Source organism: Mameliella sp. LZ-28 (assembly GCF_012274245.1).
GTDB classification, from domain to species: Bacteria; Pseudomonadota; Alphaproteobacteria; order Rhodobacterales; family Rhodobacteraceae; genus Antarctobacter; species Antarctobacter albus.
Genome location: NZ_JAANYX010000011.1, coordinates 418,308 through 438,068, shown reverse-complemented (window position 1 = coordinate 438,068; position 19,761 = coordinate 418,308). Strand labels below are relative to the sequence as shown.

General features: G+C 64.1%; 21 protein-coding genes. 9 read left to right on the top strand and 12 right to left on the bottom strand.

Annotated elements, in window-relative coordinates; translation table 11 throughout:
• Positions 1-24 precede the first annotated feature (24 nt).
• The 6 genes from G9Q80_RS08765 to G9Q80_RS08740 form a co-directional block, all read right to left on the bottom strand.
• Positions 25-1,167: a MerR family transcriptional regulator gene (locus G9Q80_RS08765; protein ID WP_088714871.1), complete on the bottom strand. Its 1,143-nt coding sequence runs from the start codon at positions 1,165-1,167 to the stop codon at positions 25-27.
• 10 nt (positions 1,168-1,177) lie between these two features.
• Complete coding sequence (gene ihfA / locus G9Q80_RS08760) at positions 1,178-1,480, bottom strand: integration host factor subunit alpha (RefSeq protein WP_043139242.1); 303 nt, start codon at positions 1,478-1,480, stop codon at positions 1,178-1,180.
• 136 nt (positions 1,481-1,616) lie between these two features.
• Positions 1,617-2,588: a beta-ketoacyl-ACP synthase III gene (locus G9Q80_RS08755; protein ID WP_043139241.1), complete on the bottom strand. Its 972-nt coding sequence runs from the start codon at positions 2,586-2,588 to the stop codon at positions 1,617-1,619.
• The gene (plsX, locus tag G9Q80_RS08750) at positions 2,585-3,685 is read right to left on the bottom strand and encodes a phosphate acyltransferase PlsX (RefSeq protein WP_052244345.1); all 1,101 of its coding nucleotides are present in this window, start codon (positions 3,683-3,685) and stop codon (positions 2,585-2,587) included. The genes G9Q80_RS08755 and plsX overlap by 4 nt, the downstream gene beginning before the upstream one ends.
• A 24-nt stretch (positions 3,686-3,709) precedes the next feature.
• Positions 3,710-3,916, bottom strand: a complete 207-nt coding sequence (gene rpmF, locus G9Q80_RS08745) for a 50S ribosomal protein L32 (RefSeq protein ID WP_043139238.1) — start codon at positions 3,914-3,916, stop codon at positions 3,710-3,712.
• A gap of 155 nt (positions 3,917-4,071) precedes the next feature.
• Positions 4,072-4,650: a YceD family protein gene (locus G9Q80_RS08740; RefSeq protein ID WP_088714870.1), complete on the bottom strand. Its 579-nt coding sequence runs from the start codon at positions 4,648-4,650 to the stop codon at positions 4,072-4,074.
• Positions 4,651-4,739: 89 nt separating this feature from the next.
• On the opposite strand from G9Q80_RS08740, the gene G9Q80_RS08735 reads away from it, so the two are divergent.
• From G9Q80_RS08735 to G9Q80_RS08725, 3 genes are all read left to right on the top strand, one after another.
• Positions 4,740-5,198, top strand: coding sequence for an outer membrane protein assembly factor BamE (locus tag G9Q80_RS08735; RefSeq protein WP_043139235.1), 459 nt, complete (start codon positions 4,740-4,742; stop codon positions 5,196-5,198).
• A 109-nt stretch (positions 5,199-5,307) separates the two neighbouring features.
• Positions 5,308-6,036 carry a GNAT family N-acetyltransferase gene (locus G9Q80_RS08730; RefSeq protein ID WP_052244343.1) on the top strand — a complete coding sequence of 243 codons (729 nt, stop codon included), beginning with the start codon at positions 5,308-5,310 and terminating at the stop codon, positions 6,034-6,036.
• A gap of 150 nt (positions 6,037-6,186) precedes the next feature.
• Positions 6,187-7,740, top strand: coding sequence for an alkaline phosphatase D family protein (locus G9Q80_RS08725; RefSeq protein ID WP_043139233.1), 1,554 nt, complete (start codon positions 6,187-6,189; stop codon positions 7,738-7,740).
• A gap of 146 nt (positions 7,741-7,886) precedes the next feature.
• Here the strand turns inward: G9Q80_RS08725 and mnmA are convergent, their stop codons facing one another.
• A complete protein-coding gene (gene mnmA, locus G9Q80_RS08720) occupies positions 7,887-9,029 on the bottom strand; it encodes a tRNA 2-thiouridine(34) synthase MnmA (RefSeq protein WP_043139229.1) in 1,143 nt (380 codons plus the stop codon).
• Positions 9,030-9,152: 123 nt separating this feature from the next.
• Here mnmA and sciP point away from each other — a divergent pair, with 123 nt between their 5' ends.
• The 5 genes from sciP (at position 9,153) to G9Q80_RS28410 (ending at position 14,899) form a co-directional block, all read left to right on the top strand.
• Positions 9,153-9,431, top strand: a complete 279-nt coding sequence (sciP, locus tag G9Q80_RS08715; protein ID WP_043139226.1) for a CtrA inhibitor SciP — start codon at positions 9,153-9,155, stop codon at positions 9,429-9,431.
• 94 nt (positions 9,432-9,525) lie between these two features.
• Complete coding sequence (gene ctrA, locus G9Q80_RS08710) at positions 9,526-10,242, top strand: response regulator transcription factor CtrA (RefSeq protein ID WP_043139223.1); 717 nt, start codon at positions 9,526-9,528, stop codon at positions 10,240-10,242.
• Between the two features lie 62 nt (positions 10,243-10,304).
• On the top strand, positions 10,305-12,557 hold the full coding sequence (gene ligA, locus G9Q80_RS08705) for an NAD-dependent DNA ligase LigA (RefSeq protein ID WP_088714869.1): 2,253 nt from the start codon (positions 10,305-10,307) through the stop codon (positions 12,555-12,557).
• A complete protein-coding gene (recG, locus tag G9Q80_RS08700; protein ID WP_088714868.1) occupies positions 12,554-14,644 on the top strand; it encodes an ATP-dependent DNA helicase RecG in 2,091 nt (696 codons plus the stop codon). The genes ligA and recG overlap by 4 nt, the downstream gene beginning before the upstream one ends.
• A gap of 132 nt (positions 14,645-14,776) precedes the next feature.
• Positions 14,777-14,899, top strand: a complete 123-nt coding sequence (locus G9Q80_RS28410) for a hypothetical protein (RefSeq protein ID WP_261394632.1) — start codon at positions 14,777-14,779, stop codon at positions 14,897-14,899.
• 195 nt (positions 14,900-15,094) lie between these two features.
• On the opposite strand, the gene G9Q80_RS08695 is transcribed toward G9Q80_RS28410, so the two are convergent.
• Positions 15,095-15,547: an iron-sulfur cluster assembly scaffold protein gene (locus tag G9Q80_RS08695; protein WP_088714867.1), complete on the bottom strand. Its 453-nt coding sequence runs from the start codon at positions 15,545-15,547 to the stop codon at positions 15,095-15,097.
• Between the two features lie 48 nt (positions 15,548-15,595).
• Between G9Q80_RS08695 and hisI the strand changes: the two genes are divergently transcribed.
• Positions 15,596-15,976 (top strand): phosphoribosyl-AMP cyclohydrolase, encoded by a 381-nt coding sequence (gene hisI, locus G9Q80_RS08690; RefSeq protein ID WP_088714866.1) that lies wholly within the window; start codon positions 15,596-15,598, stop codon positions 15,974-15,976.
• A 4-nt stretch (positions 15,977-15,980) separates the two neighbouring features.
• Here hisI and gluQRS read toward each other — a convergent pair whose 3' ends face one another.
• The 4 genes from gluQRS to G9Q80_RS08670 all read right to left on the bottom strand — a co-directional run bounded on the left by gluQRS (position 15,981) and on the right by G9Q80_RS08670 (position 19,738).
• Positions 15,981-16,859: a tRNA glutamyl-Q(34) synthetase GluQRS gene (gene gluQRS / locus G9Q80_RS08685; protein WP_088714865.1), complete on the bottom strand. Its 879-nt coding sequence runs from the start codon at positions 16,857-16,859 to the stop codon at positions 15,981-15,983.
• Positions 16,856-17,461 carry a class I SAM-dependent DNA methyltransferase gene (locus tag G9Q80_RS08680; protein WP_088714864.1) on the bottom strand — a complete coding sequence of 202 codons (606 nt, stop codon included), beginning with the start codon at positions 17,459-17,461 and terminating at the stop codon, positions 16,856-16,858. Before G9Q80_RS08680 ends, gluQRS begins: the two co-directional genes overlap by 4 nt.
• 12 nt (positions 17,462-17,473) lie before the next feature.
• Positions 17,474-18,838: a methylenetetrahydrofolate--tRNA-(uracil(54)-C(5))-methyltransferase (FADH(2)-oxidizing) TrmFO gene (gene trmFO, locus G9Q80_RS08675; protein ID WP_088715087.1), complete on the bottom strand. Its 1,365-nt coding sequence runs from the start codon at positions 18,836-18,838 to the stop codon at positions 17,474-17,476.
• Between the two features lie 111 nt (positions 18,839-18,949).
• Positions 18,950-19,738: an enoyl-CoA hydratase gene (locus G9Q80_RS08670; protein ID WP_069208373.1), complete on the bottom strand. Its 789-nt coding sequence runs from the start codon at positions 19,736-19,738 to the stop codon at positions 18,950-18,952.
• Positions 19,739-19,761: the final 23 nt, after the last annotated feature.

Here is a 19,761-nt window from a genome sequence, read left to right as displayed (position 1 = left end):
CCCCGATTGACGAATTTTTGCGCTTCAGGACAGAGGCGCCGATAGCCGGTCGTGCAGCGCCTTCAGCACGGGGAGTTGCGTGGCAAGCGCGGCCTTCTGATCCGGCGTCAGACTGCGGATTCGCGCCAGTTGCCCAAGGGGACCGATGGCCGGGGCAGGGGCCGAGGGCACAGGTTGCGCCTCGGGGTCGGCACCGAAATCGGGCAGGTCGAGACCAGCCGGCGTGACAGCGGTTTCCGGCGGGAAGGTGTGGGTTGACTCCGGGTCCAGGCTTTCCAGGACCTCGGCTGTGTCTGGGTGCAGGGCCGCAACCAGATCGTCGGGCAGCGGAGGTTTCCACGCTGGCGGTGCCAGGTCGAAAGGCAGTTCCGGTGTATCGTTGTCGCCCCAGAGGTCCAGGGTCGGTGCAGTATCGGTGGACGTGGCAGTCAAGGTGTCCGGCGTCTCTTCACTTGCTTGGGGCGCCACTGTCGCGTCCTCGATCTCGTCAGTGGCAGGCGCCACCTCTTCGACCGTTGCATCCTCGGCGTCGATTGTTTCGATCGGCGAATCCCCAGGCTCCATTGGGGCAGCCGCCGCGGATTCGGTGTCTTCGTCCGTGGTGTCCTCGGCGGGCGGCGTATCGGCCGCGGCCGTCTGGATTTCGTCGGCTTCCTGCTGGGCAGGTTCGTCCGCTACATCATGGGCGACGTCCGGCATGGACTCCTGTTCGTCGAGGGGGCTCTCAGGGGCCTCCTGCGGCTCCGCTTCGGAGGGCGCCATGCCGCTGGCCTGCTGTTGCAGGTGCTCGCCGGGGAAGGCGACGACCGAATCCGTCACCTCTTCGAGCGGGACCTCGGCATAGGGCGCATCTTCGATCAAAGTGCCGTCGTCGATTGCCTCATCCTCGTCGACAGGTTGCGAGGCGAGGGCGGCGACATGGCGGACACCCTGTTCACGCAGCACCTTCTGGACGCCCTTGATGGTCATCCCGTCATCATGCAGCAGCCGTTTGATTCCGCCCAGCAATTCCATGTCGGCAGGCCGATAGTAACGGCGCCCGCCGGCGCGTTTGACCGGCTTTACCTGGCTGAACTTGCTTTCCCAGAAACGCAGGACATGGGCTGGCGTATCCAGCCATTCCGCAACTTCCGAGATGGTGCGGAACGCATCGCGAGACTTGGGCATGAAACGTGCCTCAGCGCTTGTTGCCCGCGGCGACGCGGTCTTTCATCAGGTGCGAAGGGCGGAACGTCAGGACCCGGCGTGGCTGGATCGGCACCTCTTCGCCGGTCTTGGGATTGCGCCCGACGCGGGCCGCCTTTTCGCGCACCGAAAACGTCCCGAAGGACGAGATCTTGACCTGTTCGCCGTCGACCAATGCATCGGACATGTGCTGCAGCACTGCCTCGACAAGTTCGGCGCTTTCGTTGCGTGACAGGCCTACCTCGCGAAATACAGCTTCGCTAAGATCCATGCGCGTCAGGGTCTTGTCACCCATGTTCGTCCCTCCCGGTGTTTTATCGGGATTATCGACGTCAAAAATCACAAGTCAATATCAACGACTTGCGGCAAGCAATTTATCCAGAGGTGAAAGACGGCTATGCAACAGGCGCAGGCAGTCCGGACACAGGTCCTTACCAGCGCAGGACCACCGCGCCCCAGGCAAGGCCGCCGCCGATCGCCTCGGTCACGACAAGGTCGCCGGGTTTGATCTGTCCGCGTGCCTTGCCAACCGACAGGGCAAGGGGAATCGATGCGGCCGAGGTGTTGCCGTGATCCTGAACGGTCACGACGACCCGGTCCATCGACAGGCCCAGTTTCTTGGCGGTTCCGGCAATGATGCGGATGTTGGCCTGATGTGGCACGACCCAGTCGATCTGATCTGCGCTCAGCCCTGCCTTGGAGAGCGCCGTCGTGGCCGTCGAGGCCAGCTTTTCGACCGCGTGGCGGAACACTTCCTTGCCCTGCATCCGGAGGAAGCCCGTGCTTTGCGTGCTGACGCCGCCATCGACATAGAGAATGTCGCGGTAACGCCCGTCGCTGTTCAGGTCGGTGGCAAGTATCCCCCGATCCGTGCCGGTGCCGTCGCCTTCCTGCGCTTCGAGGATCAACGCACCGGCGCCGTCGCCGAAGAGGACGCATGTCGCCCGGTCGGTCCAGTCCATGATGCGCGAAAAGGTCTCGGCCCCGATGACGATGATACGCTTGGCCTGGCCCGAGATGATCATAGAGTTTGCCGTGGTCAGGGCATAGATGAACCCGGCGCAGACGGCCTGCACGTCGAACGCAAACCCGTGCATCATATTGAGTTCTGACTGCACCATCGTCGCCGCCGAGGGAAAGGTCAGGTCCGCTGTCGAGGTCGCGACGATGATCGCGTCAACGTCGTCCGGTTCCAGCCCCGCATCCTGCAACGCGGCGCGCGCGGCGCGGGTGGCCAGATCGGAAGTGGTTTGTCCTTCGGCCGCGAAATGCCGTCTTTCGATGCCTGAACGGGACCGAATCCAGGCGTCCGACGTCTCCAGGGTTGCTTCGAATTCGGCATTTTCGACGACTCGGTCGGGCAGGTAATGCCCGACACCGGTGACGACGGCGCGTGTGGTCATGATCTTTTGCGGTCCTCTTCTGCGGCGCCATCCTGCGCCGCCTCGGCGGCAGAGGCAACCCGTGCCGCCAGACGGTCGGCAAAGCCCGCGCGCGCAAGTTCGAAGGCCAGTTTCACGGCGGCCGAAACCCCGGTCGCATCGGCGGAACCGTGCGATTTCACGACGGTCCCGTTGAGCCCGAGGAAGACACCGCCGTTCACGCGCCGTGGGTCGATCCGCTTTTGCAGGCGCTTGAGCGAGGTCAGCGCCAGTAGAGAAGCAATGCGGGACAGGGGCGAATAGGCAAAGGCCTCGCGCAGCAGGTCCCCGATCAGCTTGGCTGTGCCTTCGCCAGTCTTGAGCGCGACATTGCCGGTGAAGCCATCGGTGACGATCACGTCACAGGAATCGCCCGGGATGTCGCCGCCCTCGACGAACCCCACGAAGGTATAGTTGCCCTCGGATTCATGCGCGGCGATGCGGTCATGCGCCTCTTTCAGTTCGGCGCGCCCCTTGTGTTCCTCGGTGCCGACGTTCAGCAGACCGATGCGGGGCCGTGTCAGGGACAGGCCGTTGCGCGCATAGGCGGCGCCCATCAGTGCGTATTGCAGCAGGTCTTCAGCGTCGGCACGGATGTCCGCACCCACGTCCAGCATGACGTTGAAGCCCTGGGGATTGCGCGATGGCCAGAGAATCGCGATGGCCGGGCGGTTGACGCCCGGCAGCTTGCGCAGTCGGATCATCGACAGCGCCATGAGCGCGCCGGTGTTGCCGCAACTGACCGCCACGGTCGCCTCGCCCGCGCGCACCGAATCCAGCGCCGACCACATCGAGGTGCCCTTGCCGTGACGCATCACCTGGCTGGGCTTATCCTCCATGCTGACGACGCCTTGGGCATCGCGGATCTCGCACCGGTCCGACAACCCGCGACGGCGCGCGACCAGCTTTTCCAGCTCATCGACCGGGCCGTGCAGGATAAAATGGATCTCGGGATTCTTGCGGGCAGATTTGTAGATACCGGCGACCACTGTCGCCGGTCCACTGTCGCCGCCCATCGCGTCGACCGATATCACCACTCGGGACGGGCCTGCGTCCTTGTTGTCCTTCAGCGAGGTCATGCAGGCAATGTCCCGGTTGGGCTATCAGGCCGCGTCTTCGTCCAGGTCGATGTCGTCGGTCATCGCGACGATTTCACGTTCCGCGTAGTGACCGCAGGACGGGCAGACATGGTGCGGGCGCTTCAGCTCGCCGCAGTTGTCGCACTCGTTCGGGTTCGCGGCGGTCAGCGCATCGTGAGCGCGGCGGTTGTTGCGGCGCGACTTGGAAACCTTGTTCTGTTGGACAGCCATGTCTCAACCTCGTTTTGTCGTCGGGGGCGGGGCCTCCCGGAAGTTTCGGATGGGCCATGCCGCGCTGCCCCGTCAAGGTGCCCGCGGCGACATGCGCCAGACGTACTCATGAGCGCGCGAAAATACGCAGTGCCGAAGATTTGGCAAGCGGATTCTCAATCGTCCTCGCCCTTGTTCTGCATTTTTTCGCGCAGACCTGCCAGCCCTGCAAACGGTTTGCTGTCCTCGTCGGTCATCGGGGCCACACCTTCGGCTGCAAACTGCGCCTCGCCCAGTTCCACGCCCTCCTTGCGAGGGTAGGTCGGCAGGGCCAGTGAAAGCGCCTCGAGCATCACCGCCTCGAGGTCGATCTCATCCCCGAGTTCCTCGACGCTGTCGTCTTCGGGCATCTCCGTCTCGGTCCCGGCTTCCGGTTGGGCAATGCGCTCGGGCGGCAAGAATTCGCGCACGACCTGTGTATCGATCCGGGTCGTCACCGGTTCCAGCGTGACGATGCAGGACTGGACCGCCGTCGCGCCCAAGTCGCCTTCGAGACGCCAGCCGTACTTGCCGAGCGGGGTCAACTGCCCGGTGAATCTCATTTTTCTCAGGCTTTGCGCGCCCAGTTCGGCGGCATGGGCGGCGCGTGCCTCTGGTCCCGGTTCCACGCGGAAGTGGGTCGGACCTGTCTGACGCAGGGCGGAGACGCGCAAGCGCGCCGGTGTCGGGGATCCATCGGGTCTGTCGGTGGTCATTGTGTCGGGTTTTCCTGCGCTTGAATGGCGGGCGTTCCTTCTGTAAGCGGGATAGGTGGCGAAAAGGCCCGTGACAAGAGGGGCGTGAGATGAACGGATTTGCAGGCAAGCTAAAGGCTGCGATTGCCATGCTGATGATCGTCGGGCTGTCGGCCTGTGCCGCGCAGTACCGCACCCACGGGTATCTTCCCTCCGAGGCCGACCTGCAACAGATCGTGCCCGGTGTCGATACCAAGGCCTCGGTCGAGGACCTGATCGGGGTGCCCAACGCCGCCGGCGTTCTGAACGGTTCGGGATACTACTATATCGAGACCGAAGTGCGCCATTTCGCCTACCAGAAGCCCAAGGTGGTCGAACGCACCATCGTCGCCATCACTTTCGACGAGGCGGACGTGGTCAGCAACATCACCACCTACGGGCTGGAGGATGGCCGTGTCGTGGCGATCAACCGTCGCGTGACACAGACCACAGACGGCGACATCAGCTTTATCCGCAAGCTCTTTGGCAACATCGGCGGAATCTCGGCAAGCAACCTGCTCGGCGGCTGAACGCCCGCCCGGGCGGCGCCGTGAAAGCGTCATTTGATTGTCACGCGGTTTTGGCATCCCCTGCCGGAGACGGGCGTTCGAATCGTGCGCCCGGGCAGGAGAGAGCGAGATGATCAAGCTGAGCCGTGGGCGCTACAGGGCCCGGATGGCCGAAGGCGCGGCAGACATCGAGGCAGCGCAGCGCCTGCGCGGCAAGGCGTTTCACGGCGGCGGCATGGACGCGGACGGCTTCGACCCGGTCTGCGATCATGTTCTGGTCGAGGACAGCCGCAGCGGCGCGCTGGTCTGCTGTTTCCGCTTTCTGCCGCTGGCCAGTGGCGGCGAGATCGGACGCAGCTATTCAGCCCAGTACTACGAGCTTTCGGCGCTGGAGAGTTTCGAGGGCCGCATGGTCGAGTTGGGTCGGTTCTGCATCGACCCCGACCTGCAGGACCCCGATATTCTGCGTGTCGCCTGGGGCGCGATGACCGCCTACGTTGACACGCAGGGTGTCGAACTGCTCTTCGGCTGCGCCAGTTTCTCGGGCACGGATGCGCGCGCCTACTACGATGCCTTTGCCATGCTCAAGGCCCGTCACCTGGCGCCGCGCCGCTGGCTGCCCCGGGTCAAGGCGCCGGATGTCTTCCGCTTTGCCGCGCGGCTGCGGCGCAAGCCCGATGCGAAAAAGGCCATGTTGCGGATGCCGCCGCTGCTGCGGACCTACCTCATGATGGGGGGCTGGGTGTCCGATCACGCGGTCGTGGATGCCCAGATGAACACGCTCCATGTCTTCACCGGGGTGGAAATCGCCTCTATCCCGCCGGCGCGCAAGAAACTGTTGCGAGCTGTTGCGGGCTGACATGTCGATCCGGAGGGCAGGGGAGGCGGTCCTGTCACAAACCCGTATCGAAACCTTTGCAAGAGTGCCATCGCCCTGTCGTCTTGGCGGGGGAAAGGTCCGTTAGTCCAAAGAACGGACATCTTTCCAACAGCTTCAAGGTGACACGCCATGTCCAAAGCCAACCTCCTGTTGCCCCGTCCCAACCGCCGTGCCTTCCTGGCCGGGTCGACCGCCTTTGCCGCATCGCTGGCCATGCCGGCGATCAGCCGTGCCTCGGCGCGCCCGGTCTTTACCCACGGTGTCCAGTCCGGCGACGTCGACATGTCCTCGGGCATGATCTGGACCCGCACTGACCGTCCGGCCCGGGTGATGATGGAGGTCTCGACCACTGAGAGCTTTGCCGATGCCCGCCGCCTGGCGCCTCTGGACGCGCTGCCCGAAAGCGATTTCGCGGTCAAACGGCTGCTGACCGAGCTGGCCTCGGACCAGGACGTCTTTTACCGCTTCACCGCCGCCGACCTGAGCGACATCAACGCGGTGTCCGAACCGATTGTCGGTCGTTTCCGTACCGCGCCGGGCGCGCGCCGCTCCGTGCGCTTCGCCTGGTCGGGCGACACTGCCGGCCAAGGCTGGGGCATCGATGACGAGGGCATGCGCACCTATGCCACGATGACCCGGCACCAGCCCGATTTCTTCCTGCATTCCGGGGACACCATCTATGCCGATGGCCCGATGCAGGATGAGGTCGAGAAGGATGGCGAAGTGATCTGGAAGAACACCGTCCTGACCGACGAGAAACGCAAGGTCGCCGAGACGCTGGACGAGTTCCGCGGCCAGTGGAAGTACAACATGATGGACGAACACGTTCTGGCGATGAACGCGGCCGTGCCAACCTTCTTCCAGTGGGACGATCACGAGGTGGTCAACAACTGGTCCTCCTCGCGCAGCCTGATGGAAGACGACCGCTACACCGAGAAATCGGTGCATGTTCTGGCCGCGCGTGCCGGTCGGGCTTTCCACGAGATGGCGCCGATCCGCTACACCCCGGCAGAGCCGGGCCGCGTCTACCGCAAGATCTCCTACGGTCCGATGCTCGACATCTTCTTCCTCGATCTGCGCAGCTATCGCGGGCCGAACACGGAGAACCTGCAGGATGAACTGACGGACGAGAGCCGCATCCTGGGCCGGGAGCAGGTCGAATGGCTCAAGCGCGAACTGACGCAATCCAAGGCGACCTGGAAGGTGATCGCCTCGGACATGCCGATCGGCCTCGTGGTCGGTGGCGGGCAGGAAGCCATCGCCAACGGTGACAACGGCGAGGCCAAGGGGCGTGAGCTGGAAATCGCGGGCCTCCTGCGCTTCATCAAGGCCGCCGAGATCCGCAACACGGTCTGGTTGACCGCCGATGTGCACTATACCGCCGCACACCATTACTCGCCCGACCGCGCGCAGTTCCAGGACTTCGCCCCTTTCTGGGAGTTCGTCTCCGGCCCGCTGCACGCAGGCACCTTCGGCCCGAACGACCTGGACATGACCTTCGGTCCCGAGGTTCGCTACGTTAAGGCGCCGGAAGACGGCCAGGTGAACCTGCCGCCCTCCGCCGGTCTTCAGTTCTTCGGCCTCGTCGACATCGACGGCGCGACAGAGCAGCTGACCGTGCGCCTGATGGACCGCGCGGATACCGAGCTCTGGTCCGTGACGCTGGACCCCGAGCGCGCCTGATAGCCGCCCGCTCCTGAACAAAGGGCCGCACCCTCGATCGGGGTGCGGCCCTCACATTATTGACCTGTGTTTCTTTGGGCTGAAAATACCTCCGGGGAGCGCGAGGGGCTGGCCCCTCGCTCTTGTCCCAAGGGCCCGCACGGCGCTCAGTACCCGCGCCAGATCCAGCCGCCACCAAAGATGCGCGAGCCTTCGGGCGCATAGAAGACGCAGGCCTGGCCCGGGCTGACGCCTTCCTCGGCCACCACAAGTTCCACCTCGGCCTCGGTCTCCGAGATCGGGCGCACCACCGCCTCGCGTGGCGGGCGGGTCGAGCGGACCTTGACCATGAGATGCCATTCCTCGCGGCTGGTGAAGGGCTCATCGCCCAGCCAGTTGATCTCGCGCACCGGGACCTTGCGGGTGGCCAGCATCTCCTTGGGGCCGACGATCACCTGGCGTGCCTCCACGTCCAGTTTCACAACGTAGAGCGGTTCCGACAACCCGCCGATGCCCAGGCCCCGGCGCTGGCCGATGGTATAGTGGATCACCCCTTCATGGTCTCCCAGGACACGGCCATCCACATGCACGATCTGGCCTGGCTCGGCGGCGCCCGGGCGCAGTTTCTCGATCACGGCGGCATAATTGCCGTCGGGAACGAAGCAGATGTCCTGGCTGTCCGGCTTCATCGCCACGCTCAGCCCGTATTTCGCGGCCAGCGCCCGGGTCTCGTCCTTCGACGGCAGGTGGCCCAGGGGAAAGCGCAGGTAATCCAACTGCTCGGGCGTGGTCGAGAACAGGAAATAGCTCTGATCGCGCGAGGCATCGGCGGCGGAATGCAGTTCCGCGCCGCTTTCGCCCATCTTGCGCTGGATGTAGTGGCCCGTCGCCATGCAGTCGGCATCCAGGTCCTTGGCGGTCTCCAGCAGGTCCTTGAACTTCACCCGTTCATTGCAGCGAATGCAGGGCACCGGCGTGGCGCCGCCCAGGTAGCTGTCGGCGAATTCGTCGATCACCGCTTCGCGAAAGATGTTCTCGTAGTCGAGGACATAGTGCGGAAAGCCCATCGATTCGGCGACACGGCGCGCGTCGTGGATGTCGATGCCGGCGCAGCAGGCGCCTTTCTTGGCCAGGGCTGCGCCGTGATCGTACAGCTGCAGCGTGACGCCGACCACGTCATAGCCTTCTTCCTTGAGCATGGCGGCCACGACGGAACTGTCGACGCCGCCGGACATGGCGACGACCACCCGGGTTTCGGAAGGCGGTTTGGGCAGGCCCAGCGAGTTCAGCGGGCGCGTGTCGAGGGGCATGACGTCTCTCCTTGGAATGGCGGGAAATATAGGAAAATCCGACCTATTCTCAAGGGGGCGTTTCAGTCGTCGTTAAGTGCCGCGTGGCTTTATGACCGCCAACGAAATGTTGGAGCAGGCAACATGTACCTTAAAAAGATCGACGGTCCGCGCGCGGTGAAGCTTCCCGATGGCAGTACGATGACCCGGGCGGACCTGCCGCCCCAGGAAACCCGCCGCTGGGTTGCCTCGCGCAAGGCCGCGGTGGTCAAGGCGGTGACCTTCGGCTTGATCAGCCATGAGCAGGCCAAGGACCATTACAATCTCAGCGACGAGGAATTGCTGGAGTGGGTGAAGGCTGCGACCGAACATGGCGAAGACGCCCTGAAAGTCACACGGGTCCAGAAATATCGTCAACCTTGAGTTGTAATCCTGGTCCTTCCGGTTATGGTAACAGGGCGTTAACCTTTTTAGTCGAAACATGGGTACAACCTGAAGACATTGCCCGGAGACCCAAATGCGTATCTTGCTGGTTGAAGACGATCCCACCACCTCGAAAAGTATCGAACTGATGCTGAGCCATGCCAATCTCAACGTCTATTCGACCGACATGGGCGAAGAGGGGATCGACCTGGCAAAGCTCTACGATTACGACCTGATCCTGCTGGACCTCAACCTGCCGGACATGAACGGGCATGAGGTCCTGCGCCAGTTGCGCGTAGCCCGGATCGACACGCCGATCCTGATCCTGACCGGCGAGGACGATACCCAGTCCAAGATCAAGGGGTTCGGGTTCGGCGCTGACGACTATATGACAAAACCCTTTCACCGGGACGAACTGGTGGCGCGTATCCACGCGATCATCCGTCGCTCCAAGGGGCATTCGCAGTCGATCATCCGCACCGGCAAGATCTCGGTCAACCTGGACGCCAAGACGGTCGAGGTCGCGGGCAAGCCCGTGCATCTGACCGGCAAAGAATACCAGATGCTGGAACTGCTTTCCCTGCGCAAGGGGACGACCCTGACCAAGGAAATGTTCCTCAACCATCTCTACGGGGGCATGGATGAACCGGAACTGAAAATCATCGACGTGTTCATCTGCAAGTTGCGCAAGAAGCTGTCCGAGGCCACCGGCGACGACAACTACATCGAGACCGTCTGGGGCCGTGGTTACGTCCTGCGCGATCCCGAACCCAGCCAGGATGAACCCAAGGCGATCGCCGCGAACGGGTGACGGCTGGACCTTGCCCCTGACCCCGCCTATCACTTCGGGCAGGTGAGACGCGGGGGGCAGAGATGGCCAGGACAGCCTTCAGTGAAAAGACGGTCAAGGATCTGACCGAGACAGAGGCGCGAGAGGAGCTCGCGTCTCTTTCGCATATTCTGGGTGAGGCGAACCGGGCCTACCACGCCGAGGACGCGCCGGAGATTTCCGACGCCGAGTATGACGCGCTGAAACGGCGGAACGCCGAGATCGAGGCGCGGTTTCCGGACCTGAAACGCCCCGACAGCCCTAGCGAACAGGTTGGCGCGGCCCCGGCCGACGGGTTCTCGAAAGTTCGGCACGCGATCCGCATGATGTCTCTGTCCAATGCCTTCGAGGATACGGACATCACGGATTTCGACGCATCGATCCGGCGTTACCTGGGCCTGGGCGCGGAGGCGCCGCTGCACTACACCGCCGAGCCCAAGATCGACGGCCTGTCGCTGTCGCTGCGCTATGAGGGGGGGAAGCTCGTTCAGGCCGCCACCCGCGGCGACGGGAACGAGGGGGAAAACGTCACCGCCAATGCCCGCACCATCGGTGACATTCCCGAAACCTTGACCGGCGCGCCTGAGGTCTTGGAAGTGCGCGGCGAAGTCTACATGAGCCATGCCGATTTCGAGGCGCTGAACATCCGGCAGGCGGAACGGGGCGGCAAGACCTTTGCCAACCCGCGCAACGCCGCCGCCGGATCTCTGCGGCAACTGGATTCTGAAATCACCCGCAGCCGGCCGCTGCGGTTCTTCGCCTACTCCTGGGGAGAGCTCTCCGAGCCCCTGGCGGAAACGCAGATGGCAGCCATCGAGCGCTTTACGCAGCTCGGGTTTCAGACCAACCCGTTGACCCGCCTTTGCGAGGGGCCGGAAGACATGCTGAAACACTACGCGTGGATCGAGGCACAGCGCGCCACGCTGGGTTACGACATCGACGGTGTTGTCTACAAGGTCAACGACCTCGACCTGCAGGCACGGCTTGGGTTCCGGTCGACAACGCCCCGCTGGGCCATCGCGCATAAATTCCCCGCCGAACTGGCCTGGACACGGCTGGAAGCGATCGACATCCAGGTCGGTCGCACAGGCGCGCTCAGCCCGGTGGCGCGGTTGACGCCGGTGACGGTCGGAGGTGTCGTCGTATCGAATGCCACCCTGCACAACGAGGACTACATCGCCGGGCGGGACAGCAGTGGCAATTTGATCCGCGATGGCAAGGACATCCGCATAGGGGACTGGGTTCAGGTCTATCGCGCCGGCGACGTGATCCCCAAGGTGGCGGATGTGGATCTGTCCAAACGGCCCGAAGGCGCCGAACCCTACCAGTTCCCGACCACCTGTCCGCAGTGTGGATCTGACGCGATCCGGGAAGAAGGCGATGCCGTGCGCCGTTGCACCGGCGGCCTGGTCTGCCCGGCGCAGGCCGTCGAAAAGATGAAACATTTCGTGTCTCGCGCGGCCTTCGACATCGAGGGGCTGGGGGCGAAACAGGTCGAACAATTCCACGCCGACGGCTGGATCGCCGAACCGGCGGATATCTTCACGCTTGAGGCCCGCTATGGCAGCGGGATGCAGCAGCTCAAGAATCGCGAAGGCTGGGGTGAGAAATCCGCCACCAATCTCTTTGCCGCCATCGAGGAGCGCCGAACGATCCCGCTGGCGCGCCTGCTGTTTGGCCTGGGCATTCGCCACGTTGGAGAGGTGGCGGCCAGCGACCTGGCCCGGCATTTCGGCACCTGGCAGGTCCTGGTGGCGGCCATTGATGCGGCTGGTCCTGCGGCCAAGGCGCACCGCGAAGCCGACGCCGCCGAAGAGGCCGAACGCCGTGCAGCTGCAACAGAGGGGCGCCGCGCGCGGATCAAGGAAAGCCGGGACGCCGCCTGGGCCGATGTGCCCGCCGAGGCGCGCGCCGCCTGGGACGAGATCACCGGCATCGACGGCATCGGCGCCACGGTCGCCGTCGCGCTCGTGACCAGCTTTGCGCAGGAGGCCGAGCGTGCCTCGATCGACCGGCTGACCGCCCATCTGGACATCCAGGAAGCCGAACGGCCCGATACCGAGGGCTCTGCCGTCGCGGGGAAAACCGTGGTCTTTACCGGTTCGCTCGAACGGATGACGAGGGCCGAGGCCAAGGCGAGGGCAGAGGCGCTGGGGGCCAAGGTCTCGGGCTCGGTCTCGAAAAAGACGGATATCGTGGTCGCGGGTCCGGGCGCCGGCAGCAAGGAGAAAAAGGCGCGAGAGCTGGGCCTGACGGTTCTGGACGAGGACAGCTGGCTGGAGCTGATCGGCGCATGAGTGGACGGCCCGAGCCGCTCTGGCCCCTTTTCGCCGATCTCACCGGGTTGGACGGGATCGGGCCGAAATCAGCGCAGGCCCTCGAAGCGGCGGGGATCGAAACCCCGCGCGACCTGCTGTTCACCTTGCCCTATTCCGGAATCGACCGGCACCTGAGGGACAGCGTGATCGCCGCCGAACTGCCCGGCGTCGCGACCGTCGAGGCCATGATCGGAAATCACCGTCCCGCAGCCCGGCGCGGTGGCGCCTACCGGGTCGAGGCTGACGATGCCCGCACGCGCTTTCAGGTGGTCTTTTTCCACGGCGGCGGCGAGTATATCAAACGCATGTTGCCCACCGGGCAGCGGCGCATCCTTTCGGGCCGGGTCGAACTGTTCGACGGCGTGCCGCAAATGGTCCATCCGGAACACATGCTGCGCCCCGAGGAGGCGGATCAACTGCCGGGGTTCGAGCCGGTCTACCCATTGACGGGGAACATCACGCAAAAGCTGATGACCCGGGCGATGACCGATGCGCTCACCCGCCTGCCGGACCTGCCAGAGTGGATCGACACCGTACAGAAATCCTCCGAGGGCTGGCCCGATTGGGATGCGGCGCTGCGGGCGGCCCATGCGCCCGAGGGGCAGAAGGACCTTGCCCCGACCGCGCCGGCACGCGCCCGCCTGGCCTATGACGAGTTGATGGCGCACCAGCTAACTCTGGCCTTGGCGCGGGCGAAACGGCGGCGCGCTCCGGGGATCGTCAGCGAGGGGGATGGGCATCTGCGCGACCGGGTCCTGGTCGCGCTGCCCTATAGCCCGACCGGGGCGCAGTCGCTTGCGATCCGCGAAATCGCCGAGGACATGTCCAAGCCCCAGCGCATGAACCGCCTGTTGCAGGGGGATGTGGGCTCGGGCAAGACGCTGGTCGCCTTCATGGCGCTGCTGACCGCGGTCGAAGCCGGCGGGCAGGGCGTCATGATGGCCCCGACCGAAATCCTCGCCCGGCAGCACCTTGAGGGGTTGCAGCCGCTGGCCGAAAGCGCGGGCGTGGTGCTGGAGCTGCTGACGGGCCGCGACAAGGGCGCGGAACGCAAGGCGAAGCTGGCCGCTCTGGCGCGGGGAGACATCCAGATCCTTGTTGGCACCCATGCGGTGTTCCAGGCCGATGTCGCGTTTCACGACCTGCGGCTGGCCATCATCGATGAACAGCATCGGTTCGGCGTGCGGCAGCGGATGGAACTGGGCAAGAAAGGCGTGGGCGCCGATGTGCTGGTCATGACCGCCACGCCGATCCCGCGCAGCCTTGCGCTGGCGCAGTACGGCGACATGGATGTATCGGTTCTCGACGAGAAACCGCCGGGCCGAAAACCGGTCAAGACGGCGCTGATTTCCAACGAACGCATGGACGAGGTTGTCGACCACCTGCGCCGCGCCATCGCCGAGGGGCGGCAGGCCTATTGGGTCTGCCCGCTGGTCGAGGAAAGCGAAAGCTCGGACCTCGTGGCCGCCGAGGCGCGGTTTCAGCACCTGCGGGCGGCGCTTGGTGAAGGGGGTGTGGGCCTTGTGCACGGCCAGTTGCCGCCTGCGGAAAAGGACGCGGCGATGGCGCGTTTCGTGGCCGGAGAGACCGCCGTCCTGGTGGCGACCACGGTGATCGAGGTGGGGGTGAACGTGCCCAATGCCTCGATCATGGTGATCGAACGGGCCGAAAGTTTCGGGCTGGCGCAGTTGCACCAGCTGCGCGGTCGTGTCGGACGGGGTGAGGCGGCCTCGACCTGCCTGCTGATGTACCAGCCCCCGCTGTCCGAGACCGGCATGAAACGCCTGACGACCCTGCGCGAAACCGAAGACGGGTTTCGCATCGCGGAGGTCGACCTTGAGATGCGCGGCGCCGGTGATGTGATCGGCGTGGCGCAATCCGGCTTGCCACGGTTCCGGGTGGCGGACCTGGAACGCCAGGCGGCGCTGATGTCCGTGGCCCAGTCTGATGCCCGCAGGCTATTGGCGGAAGACCCGGACCTGACCGGCCCGCGCGGGCAGGCGGCGCGCCTGCTTCTCTGGCTGATGCGGCAGGACGAGGCCATCCGCCTGATCGGTGTCGGCTGACGTTAAACGCCCGGGGAGGTCGTGTTCCCCATGCTGCTCACAATTTGTTCTCAAATGTTCTCATTAAGTTCTTTACAGGGTGTTAATAATGTGAGAACAAAGGGTCAACAAACGGAACATTGGAGCCGAGCCATGATCGACACCGTCAAGACCGTCCTGACCCGCCAGCACGATACGCTCTGGCAGGATGCCCTCGGCGCCGTTGCGCTGGCGGTGATCTTCATCGGTGCGCTGCACCTGCCGTCCGTTTTCTGAGTTTCTGCCTGCGTGTCTGTAGCCTTGGTCTTTTGCACATCTCCTGTCCCGATGTGCCGCCTGTCCCCAGATCGGTTCGCCTGCCTGTAACCGGTCACGACCACGGGTTCCTATGGATCAACACGCTCCTTGCCGCCGCCTCCTTGTCCCGGAGTGCGGCGGCTTTTTTCGTTCAGGGATAAGGGAGTGAGCCGCTCAGGCGGACTGCGAGTCGCGCGCTTCCTCGACCGCCTGACTTGCCGCGTCCAGCGCCAGCATGATCGAGGCATGGCGGTTCTTGTAGGCCGCGGCAGGGCGCAGGACCTCAAGCCCGTCGAAGGGGGCGGGCGGGGTGGGGCCGTCCTCTTTCAACATGGCGCGCAGAGCATCGCGGGCGGCCTGAATTTCCTCGGGGGTGCGTCCGATGATGGCGCCGCCCACGACGGACGCCGCTGCCTGGCCCAGGGCGCAGGCCTTCACGTCCTGGCCAAAGTCGGCAACCTTGCCGTCCTTCATGGTGAGGTCCACCGTCACGGTCGACCCGCACAGAGGCGAGCGTTTCTTGACACTGACCTGCGGATCCTCGAGCCGGGCATTATGCGGAATATCCGCCGCCAGTTCGAGGATGCGACCGGAATAGAGGTTGATCAGGTCGGTTTCGCCGCTCATGGCTTTCTCCTGCTGCAGGTCTCCCATACATAGGCGGCACCGTCCCCGATGCAAAAGGTTTTTCCAATGGGTTTCGACACCTCCACACTAAAGTATGATGATCGCGGCCTGATCCCCTGCATCGCGCAGGACGCCGAGGGGGGCGAGGTGCTGATGATGGCCTGGATGAATCCCGAGGCCGTGGCCAGGACGCTGGAATCGGGCCGCGTGACCTATTGGTCGCGGTCGCGGCAGTCCTTCTGGATCAAGGGAGAGAGTTCCGGACACGTTCAGGAACTGGTGGACTTGCGGGTGGATTGTGACCGGGATTGCCTGCTGGCGCTGGTGCGCCAGACCGGCCCGGCGTGCCACACCAACCGCCGCAGCTGTTTCTACACAGCGTTGCGCGATGGCGACGAGGTCGAACTCATGAAGCCGATGACGGAGTAGCGGCTCAGGTCGTCAGGCCCACCATCTCGCGGATGTCCTGTGGGCTGCGGCCTTCGGCGCGATAAGTGGCTATTGCGCGGGCGTCGTCACGTTTGGCCAGGCGTCGGCCGTTTTCATCGCGGATCAGGCGGTGATGCAGGTAGACAGGCGTTTGCAGTCCCAAGAGCGCCTGCAAAAGGACGTGGATCTGCGTGGCATCGAAAAGATCTTCTCCGCGGATCACGTGGGTGATGGCCTGTGCGGCGTCATCCAGTACGACCGAAAGATGGTATGATCCAAGAAAATCTTTCCGGGACAGAACGATATCGCCAACCCCTATCGTAAGGTCGGCGCCAGAGACGGTGATCCTGCGGCCAGCTGTGCGACCGTCCGGACCGGATTCAGCGAAACCGGCCAGCGGTTCTGGCAAGGCCGACAGCGCGGCGGCCATGTCCAGTCGCAGCGCCATTCCTTTGGGTGGCTTGGCCGTGTCGCGTGGATGGCGATGCCGGCAGGTGCCCGGATAGATCACCCCATCCGGACCATGAGGCACCTCCACGCCCTCCTGCGGGGCGGAAACAGCGGCGGCAATGTCGCGGCGCGTGCAACTGCACCCATAGAGCAGCCCACGTGACCACAGATCCTGAAGCGCCGCGCTGTAGGCCTGCGTGCGGTCGGACTGCCGCATTGGCGGGGCGTCCCAGGTGACGCCGAGCCACGTCAGGTCCTCGAGGATCTGACGGTCCCATTCGGGGCGTGACCGGGTATGGTCGATGTCCTCGATCCGCAGCAGGAAACGGCCTGAGGCAGCGCGCGCCAGGTCATGCGCCAGCAGCGCCGAATAGGCATGTCCCAGATGCAGAGGTCCGGTTGGAGAAGGCGCAAAGCGCGTTGTGAATGTCACTTTTTTTCAACGACATAAACGGTTGATCCGATTTCCTTTCCGGGAAGGTGGGGACCGTGTTCCTGGAAGAGTCGTGTCAGGCTGCCGTCTGCGATGCGGCGATCCACTAGCGCTTCGAATTCCGGATCCTCCAGCGTGTGATCGTTGAAGGAAAAGACGCAAATCGCGCCTGCGTCCAGCGCGTCAAAGATCCGTTCCAGTGCATTCAAAGGGGCTGCCCCTGCGCCGATCACACCGATGGCCGCGATGGCGGCATAGCCCTCGGGCAACGGGTCATCCGTGCCGATCCGGGACAGGTTACGGTATGTCTGGCGCTCTCGCGCCAGCTCCAACATGCCGGGCGACAGATCGACACCGTCGATGGTCGTGAAGCCAGCCAGGCGCAGAGCCAGCCCCGACAAACCCGTGCCGCAGCCGAAATCGAGGATCGGCGCGGTCGTGTCCGGCATGAAAGCATGCAAGGCTTCGGCGCAGCGGCGTGGCGTGGCATAGCCCTCGCCTTCGACCGCTGCGTCATAAGTCTTTGCCCAGGCGTCATAAAGATCGCGGGTCTCTTCGTCTGTGCGGGCCTTGTAGACCTTGTCGAAATAGGGATCGCTCATATTCGCAGGGTTCTACTCTGCGGCTTGGCCGTCAACCCCCTGTTCGGCGAGCCAGGTCCTCCAGACCTCCTTGGCGCGGTCGGTGTAGCCCTTGTAGCGTTCCCGGCGTCCCTTGCGGCCACCGCGCAGCCCTTCGAGCGGGCGGAACAGGCCGAAGTTGACGTTCATCGGCTGGAAGGTCTTGGCTTCGGCGCCGCCGGTGATGTGGTGGATCAGGGCGCCGTGGGCGCTGTCCTGCGGAACGGAAGGCATTGTCTTTCCAAGGATTTCCGAGGCGGCCATGCGTCCGGAGATCAACCCCATTGCCGCGGACTCGACGTAGCCCTCGACCCCTGTGACTTGACCTGCGAAGCGAATATTCGGCTTGGACCGCAGGCGCATTTGATCGTCCAGAAGCGTCGGGCTGTTCAGGAAGGTGTTGCGATGGATGCCGCCAAGGCGCGCGAAACTGGCATTCTCCAGCCCGGGAATCATCTTGAAAACAGAGGCTTGCGCGCCGTACTTCATCTTGGTCTGGAAGCCGACGATATTGTAGAGCGTGCCCAGGGCGTTGTCGCGGCGCAACTGCACCACGGCATAGGCTTTTTCCTCGGGCTTGTGCGCATTGGTCAGGCCGATGGGTTTCATCGGGCCGTGGCGCAGGGTCTCGCGTCCGCGCTCGGCCATGACCTCGATCGGCAGGCAGCCGTCGAAGTAACCTGCTGTTTCACCTTCGTGAAATTCGGTCTTGTCCGCTGCCAGCAGGGCGTTGATGAAAGCCTCGTACTGCTCCTTGGTCATCGGGCAGTTGAGATAGGCCTTGCGCTCTTCCTCTGTCTCGCCCTTGTCATAGCGAGATTGCCGCCAAGCCACTGACATATCTATGCTTTCCGCGTAGACAATCGGCGCGATCGCGTCAAAAAAAGCCAGCCGGTCAGAGCCGGTCTCACGCTGGATCGCCTCGCCCAGGGCGGGGGAGGTCAGCGGGCCGGTGGCAAAAATCCACTGTCCATCGTCCGGGAGTGTGTCGATTTCCTCGTATGAAATCAGGATGTTGGGGTGGGCCTGCAATGCGTCGGTGACGCTTTGTGCAAAGCCTTCGCGGTCCACGGCCAGGGCTCCGCCCGCGGGCAGACGCCGGTCATAGGCGGTGGCCATGATCAGCCCGCCGGCCTGCAGCATTTCCCAATGCAGCAACCCCACGGCATTCTGTTCGTGATCATCCGACCGGAAAGAGTTGGAGCAAACCATTTCTCCAAGATTTCCAGTCTGATGCGCGAAGGTCTTCACCTTGGGGCGCATTTCGTGAAGCACCACTTTCACGCCCATGTTGGCGGCCTGCCAGGCCGCCTCGGATCCGGCCATTCCGCCGCCGACGATATGCAATTCCTGTGTCATGGCGCGCATCTAGGCCAGGACAGCGCCGCTGCCAAGACCCCTCCGAGGTTTGTACGTTTTGTACGAAACGTACGCCATTTCCGACGTTTTGTACAAACCGCTCAGAAAGCCTTAACCCTTTTGCCAGTCGGGCGGGCGTTTCTCCAAAAAGGCAGAGATCCCCTCGTTGGTATCGCGCCACAGCATGTTCTCGACCATGACCTGCCCGGCGTGGGCATAGGCCGCGTCCAGGTCCATCGTGATCTGTTCGTAGAAGGTGCCCTTGCCGATCTTCACTGCCGCCGTCAGCTTGGCGGCCACGGTTTCGGCCAGGGCGCGCGTCGCGTCCTCGAGCTGGTCATGGGGCACGACCTTGTTGACCAGGCCCGCGGCCTCGGCCTCTTCGGCCGAGAGGAAGCGACCGGTGGTCAGCATCTCGAAGGCCTTCTTGCGGTGGATGTTGCGCGTCAGCGCCACCATCGGCGTCGAACAGAAAAGACCGATGTTCACCCCGTTCACGCCAAAGCGCGTGCCCTCGGCCGCAACGGCCATGTCGCAGGAGGCGACCAGCTGGCAACCGGCGGCGGTGGCGATGCCATGTGCCTGGGCAATCACCGGCTGGGGCAGGCGGGTCAGCCCGCTCATCACGCTGGCGCAGCGGGTGAACAGATCGGCGAAATAGGCGCGGCCGCCGTCCTCGGCCTGGCGGCCGGCCTGCATCTGCTTCAGGTCATGCCCGGCGCAGAATGCCTTGCCCGCGCCTGAGATCACGACCACGCGCGTTTCGCGGTCTTCGGCCAGGGCGTCGATCTGGTCCTGCAGCGCGGCCAGCATCTCGTCCGAGAGCGCGTTCAGCCGCTCGGGCGCGTTCATGTGCAGATGGGCGATGCCATCCGTGTCGCGACGTTCCAGGATTTGCATCTTGTCCTCCTCGTTTGGGCCAG

Excerpts from the sequence above, each read along its gene's own strand:
- G9Q80_RS08680 (WP_088714864.1), bottom strand. The coding sequence starts at position 17,461 with ATGAGCGATCCCTATTTCGACAAGGTCTACAAGGCCCGCACAGACGAA.
- G9Q80_RS08735 (WP_043139235.1), top strand. The coding sequence starts at position 4,740 with ATGAACGGATTTGCAGGCAAGCTAAAGGCTGCGATTGCCATGCTGATG.
- G9Q80_RS08765 (WP_088714871.1), bottom strand. The coding sequence starts at position 1,167 with ATGCCCAAGTCTCGCGATGCGTTCCGCACCATCTCGGAAGTTGCGGAA.
- sciP (WP_043139226.1), top strand. The coding sequence starts at position 9,153 with ATGTACCTTAAAAAGATCGACGGTCCGCGCGCGGTGAAGCTTCCCGAT.
- G9Q80_RS08730 (WP_052244343.1), top strand. The coding sequence starts at position 5,308 with ATGATCAAGCTGAGCCGTGGGCGCTACAGGGCCCGGATGGCCGAAGGC.
- G9Q80_RS08740 (WP_088714870.1), bottom strand. The coding sequence starts at position 4,650 with ATGACCACCGACAGACCCGATGGATCCCCGACACCGGCGCGCTTGCGC.
- mnmA (WP_043139229.1), bottom strand. The coding sequence starts at position 9,029 with ATGCCCCTCGACACGCGCCCGCTGAACTCGCTGGGCCTGCCCAAACCG.
- G9Q80_RS08755 (WP_043139241.1), bottom strand. The coding sequence starts at position 2,588 with ATGACCACACGCGCCGTCGTCACCGGTGTCGGGCATTACCTGCCCGAC.
- ihfA (WP_043139242.1), bottom strand. The coding sequence starts at position 1,480 with ATGGGTGACAAGACCCTGACGCGCATGGATCTTAGCGAAGCTGTATTT.
- trmFO (WP_088715087.1), bottom strand. The coding sequence starts at position 18,838 with ATGACACAGGAATTGCATATCGTCGGCGGCGGAATGGCCGGATCCGAG.
- hisI (WP_088714866.1), top strand. The coding sequence starts at position 15,596 with ATGCAAAAGGTTTTTCCAATGGGTTTCGACACCTCCACACTAAAGTAT.
- rpmF (WP_043139238.1), bottom strand. The coding sequence starts at position 3,916 with ATGGCTGTCCAACAGAACAAGGTTTCCAAGTCGCGCCGCAACAACCGC.
- recG (WP_088714868.1), top strand. The coding sequence starts at position 12,554 with ATGAGTGGACGGCCCGAGCCGCTCTGGCCCCTTTTCGCCGATCTCACC.
- G9Q80_RS08670 (WP_069208373.1), bottom strand. The coding sequence starts at position 19,738 with ATGCAAATCCTGGAACGTCGCGACACGGATGGCATCGCCCATCTGCAC.
- G9Q80_RS08695 (WP_088714867.1), bottom strand. The coding sequence starts at position 15,547 with ATGAGCGGCGAAACCGACCTGATCAACCTCTATTCCGGTCGCATCCTC.
- ctrA (WP_043139223.1), top strand. The coding sequence starts at position 9,526 with ATGCGTATCTTGCTGGTTGAAGACGATCCCACCACCTCGAAAAGTATC.
- ligA (WP_088714869.1), top strand. The coding sequence starts at position 10,305 with ATGGCCAGGACAGCCTTCAGTGAAAAGACGGTCAAGGATCTGACCGAG.
- G9Q80_RS08725 (WP_043139233.1), top strand. The coding sequence starts at position 6,187 with ATGTCCAAAGCCAACCTCCTGTTGCCCCGTCCCAACCGCCGTGCCTTC.
- plsX (WP_052244345.1), bottom strand. The coding sequence starts at position 3,685 with ATGACCTCGCTGAAGGACAACAAGGACGCAGGCCCGTCCCGAGTGGTG.
- G9Q80_RS28410 (WP_261394632.1), top strand. The coding sequence starts at position 14,777 with ATGATCGACACCGTCAAGACCGTCCTGACCCGCCAGCACGATACGCTC.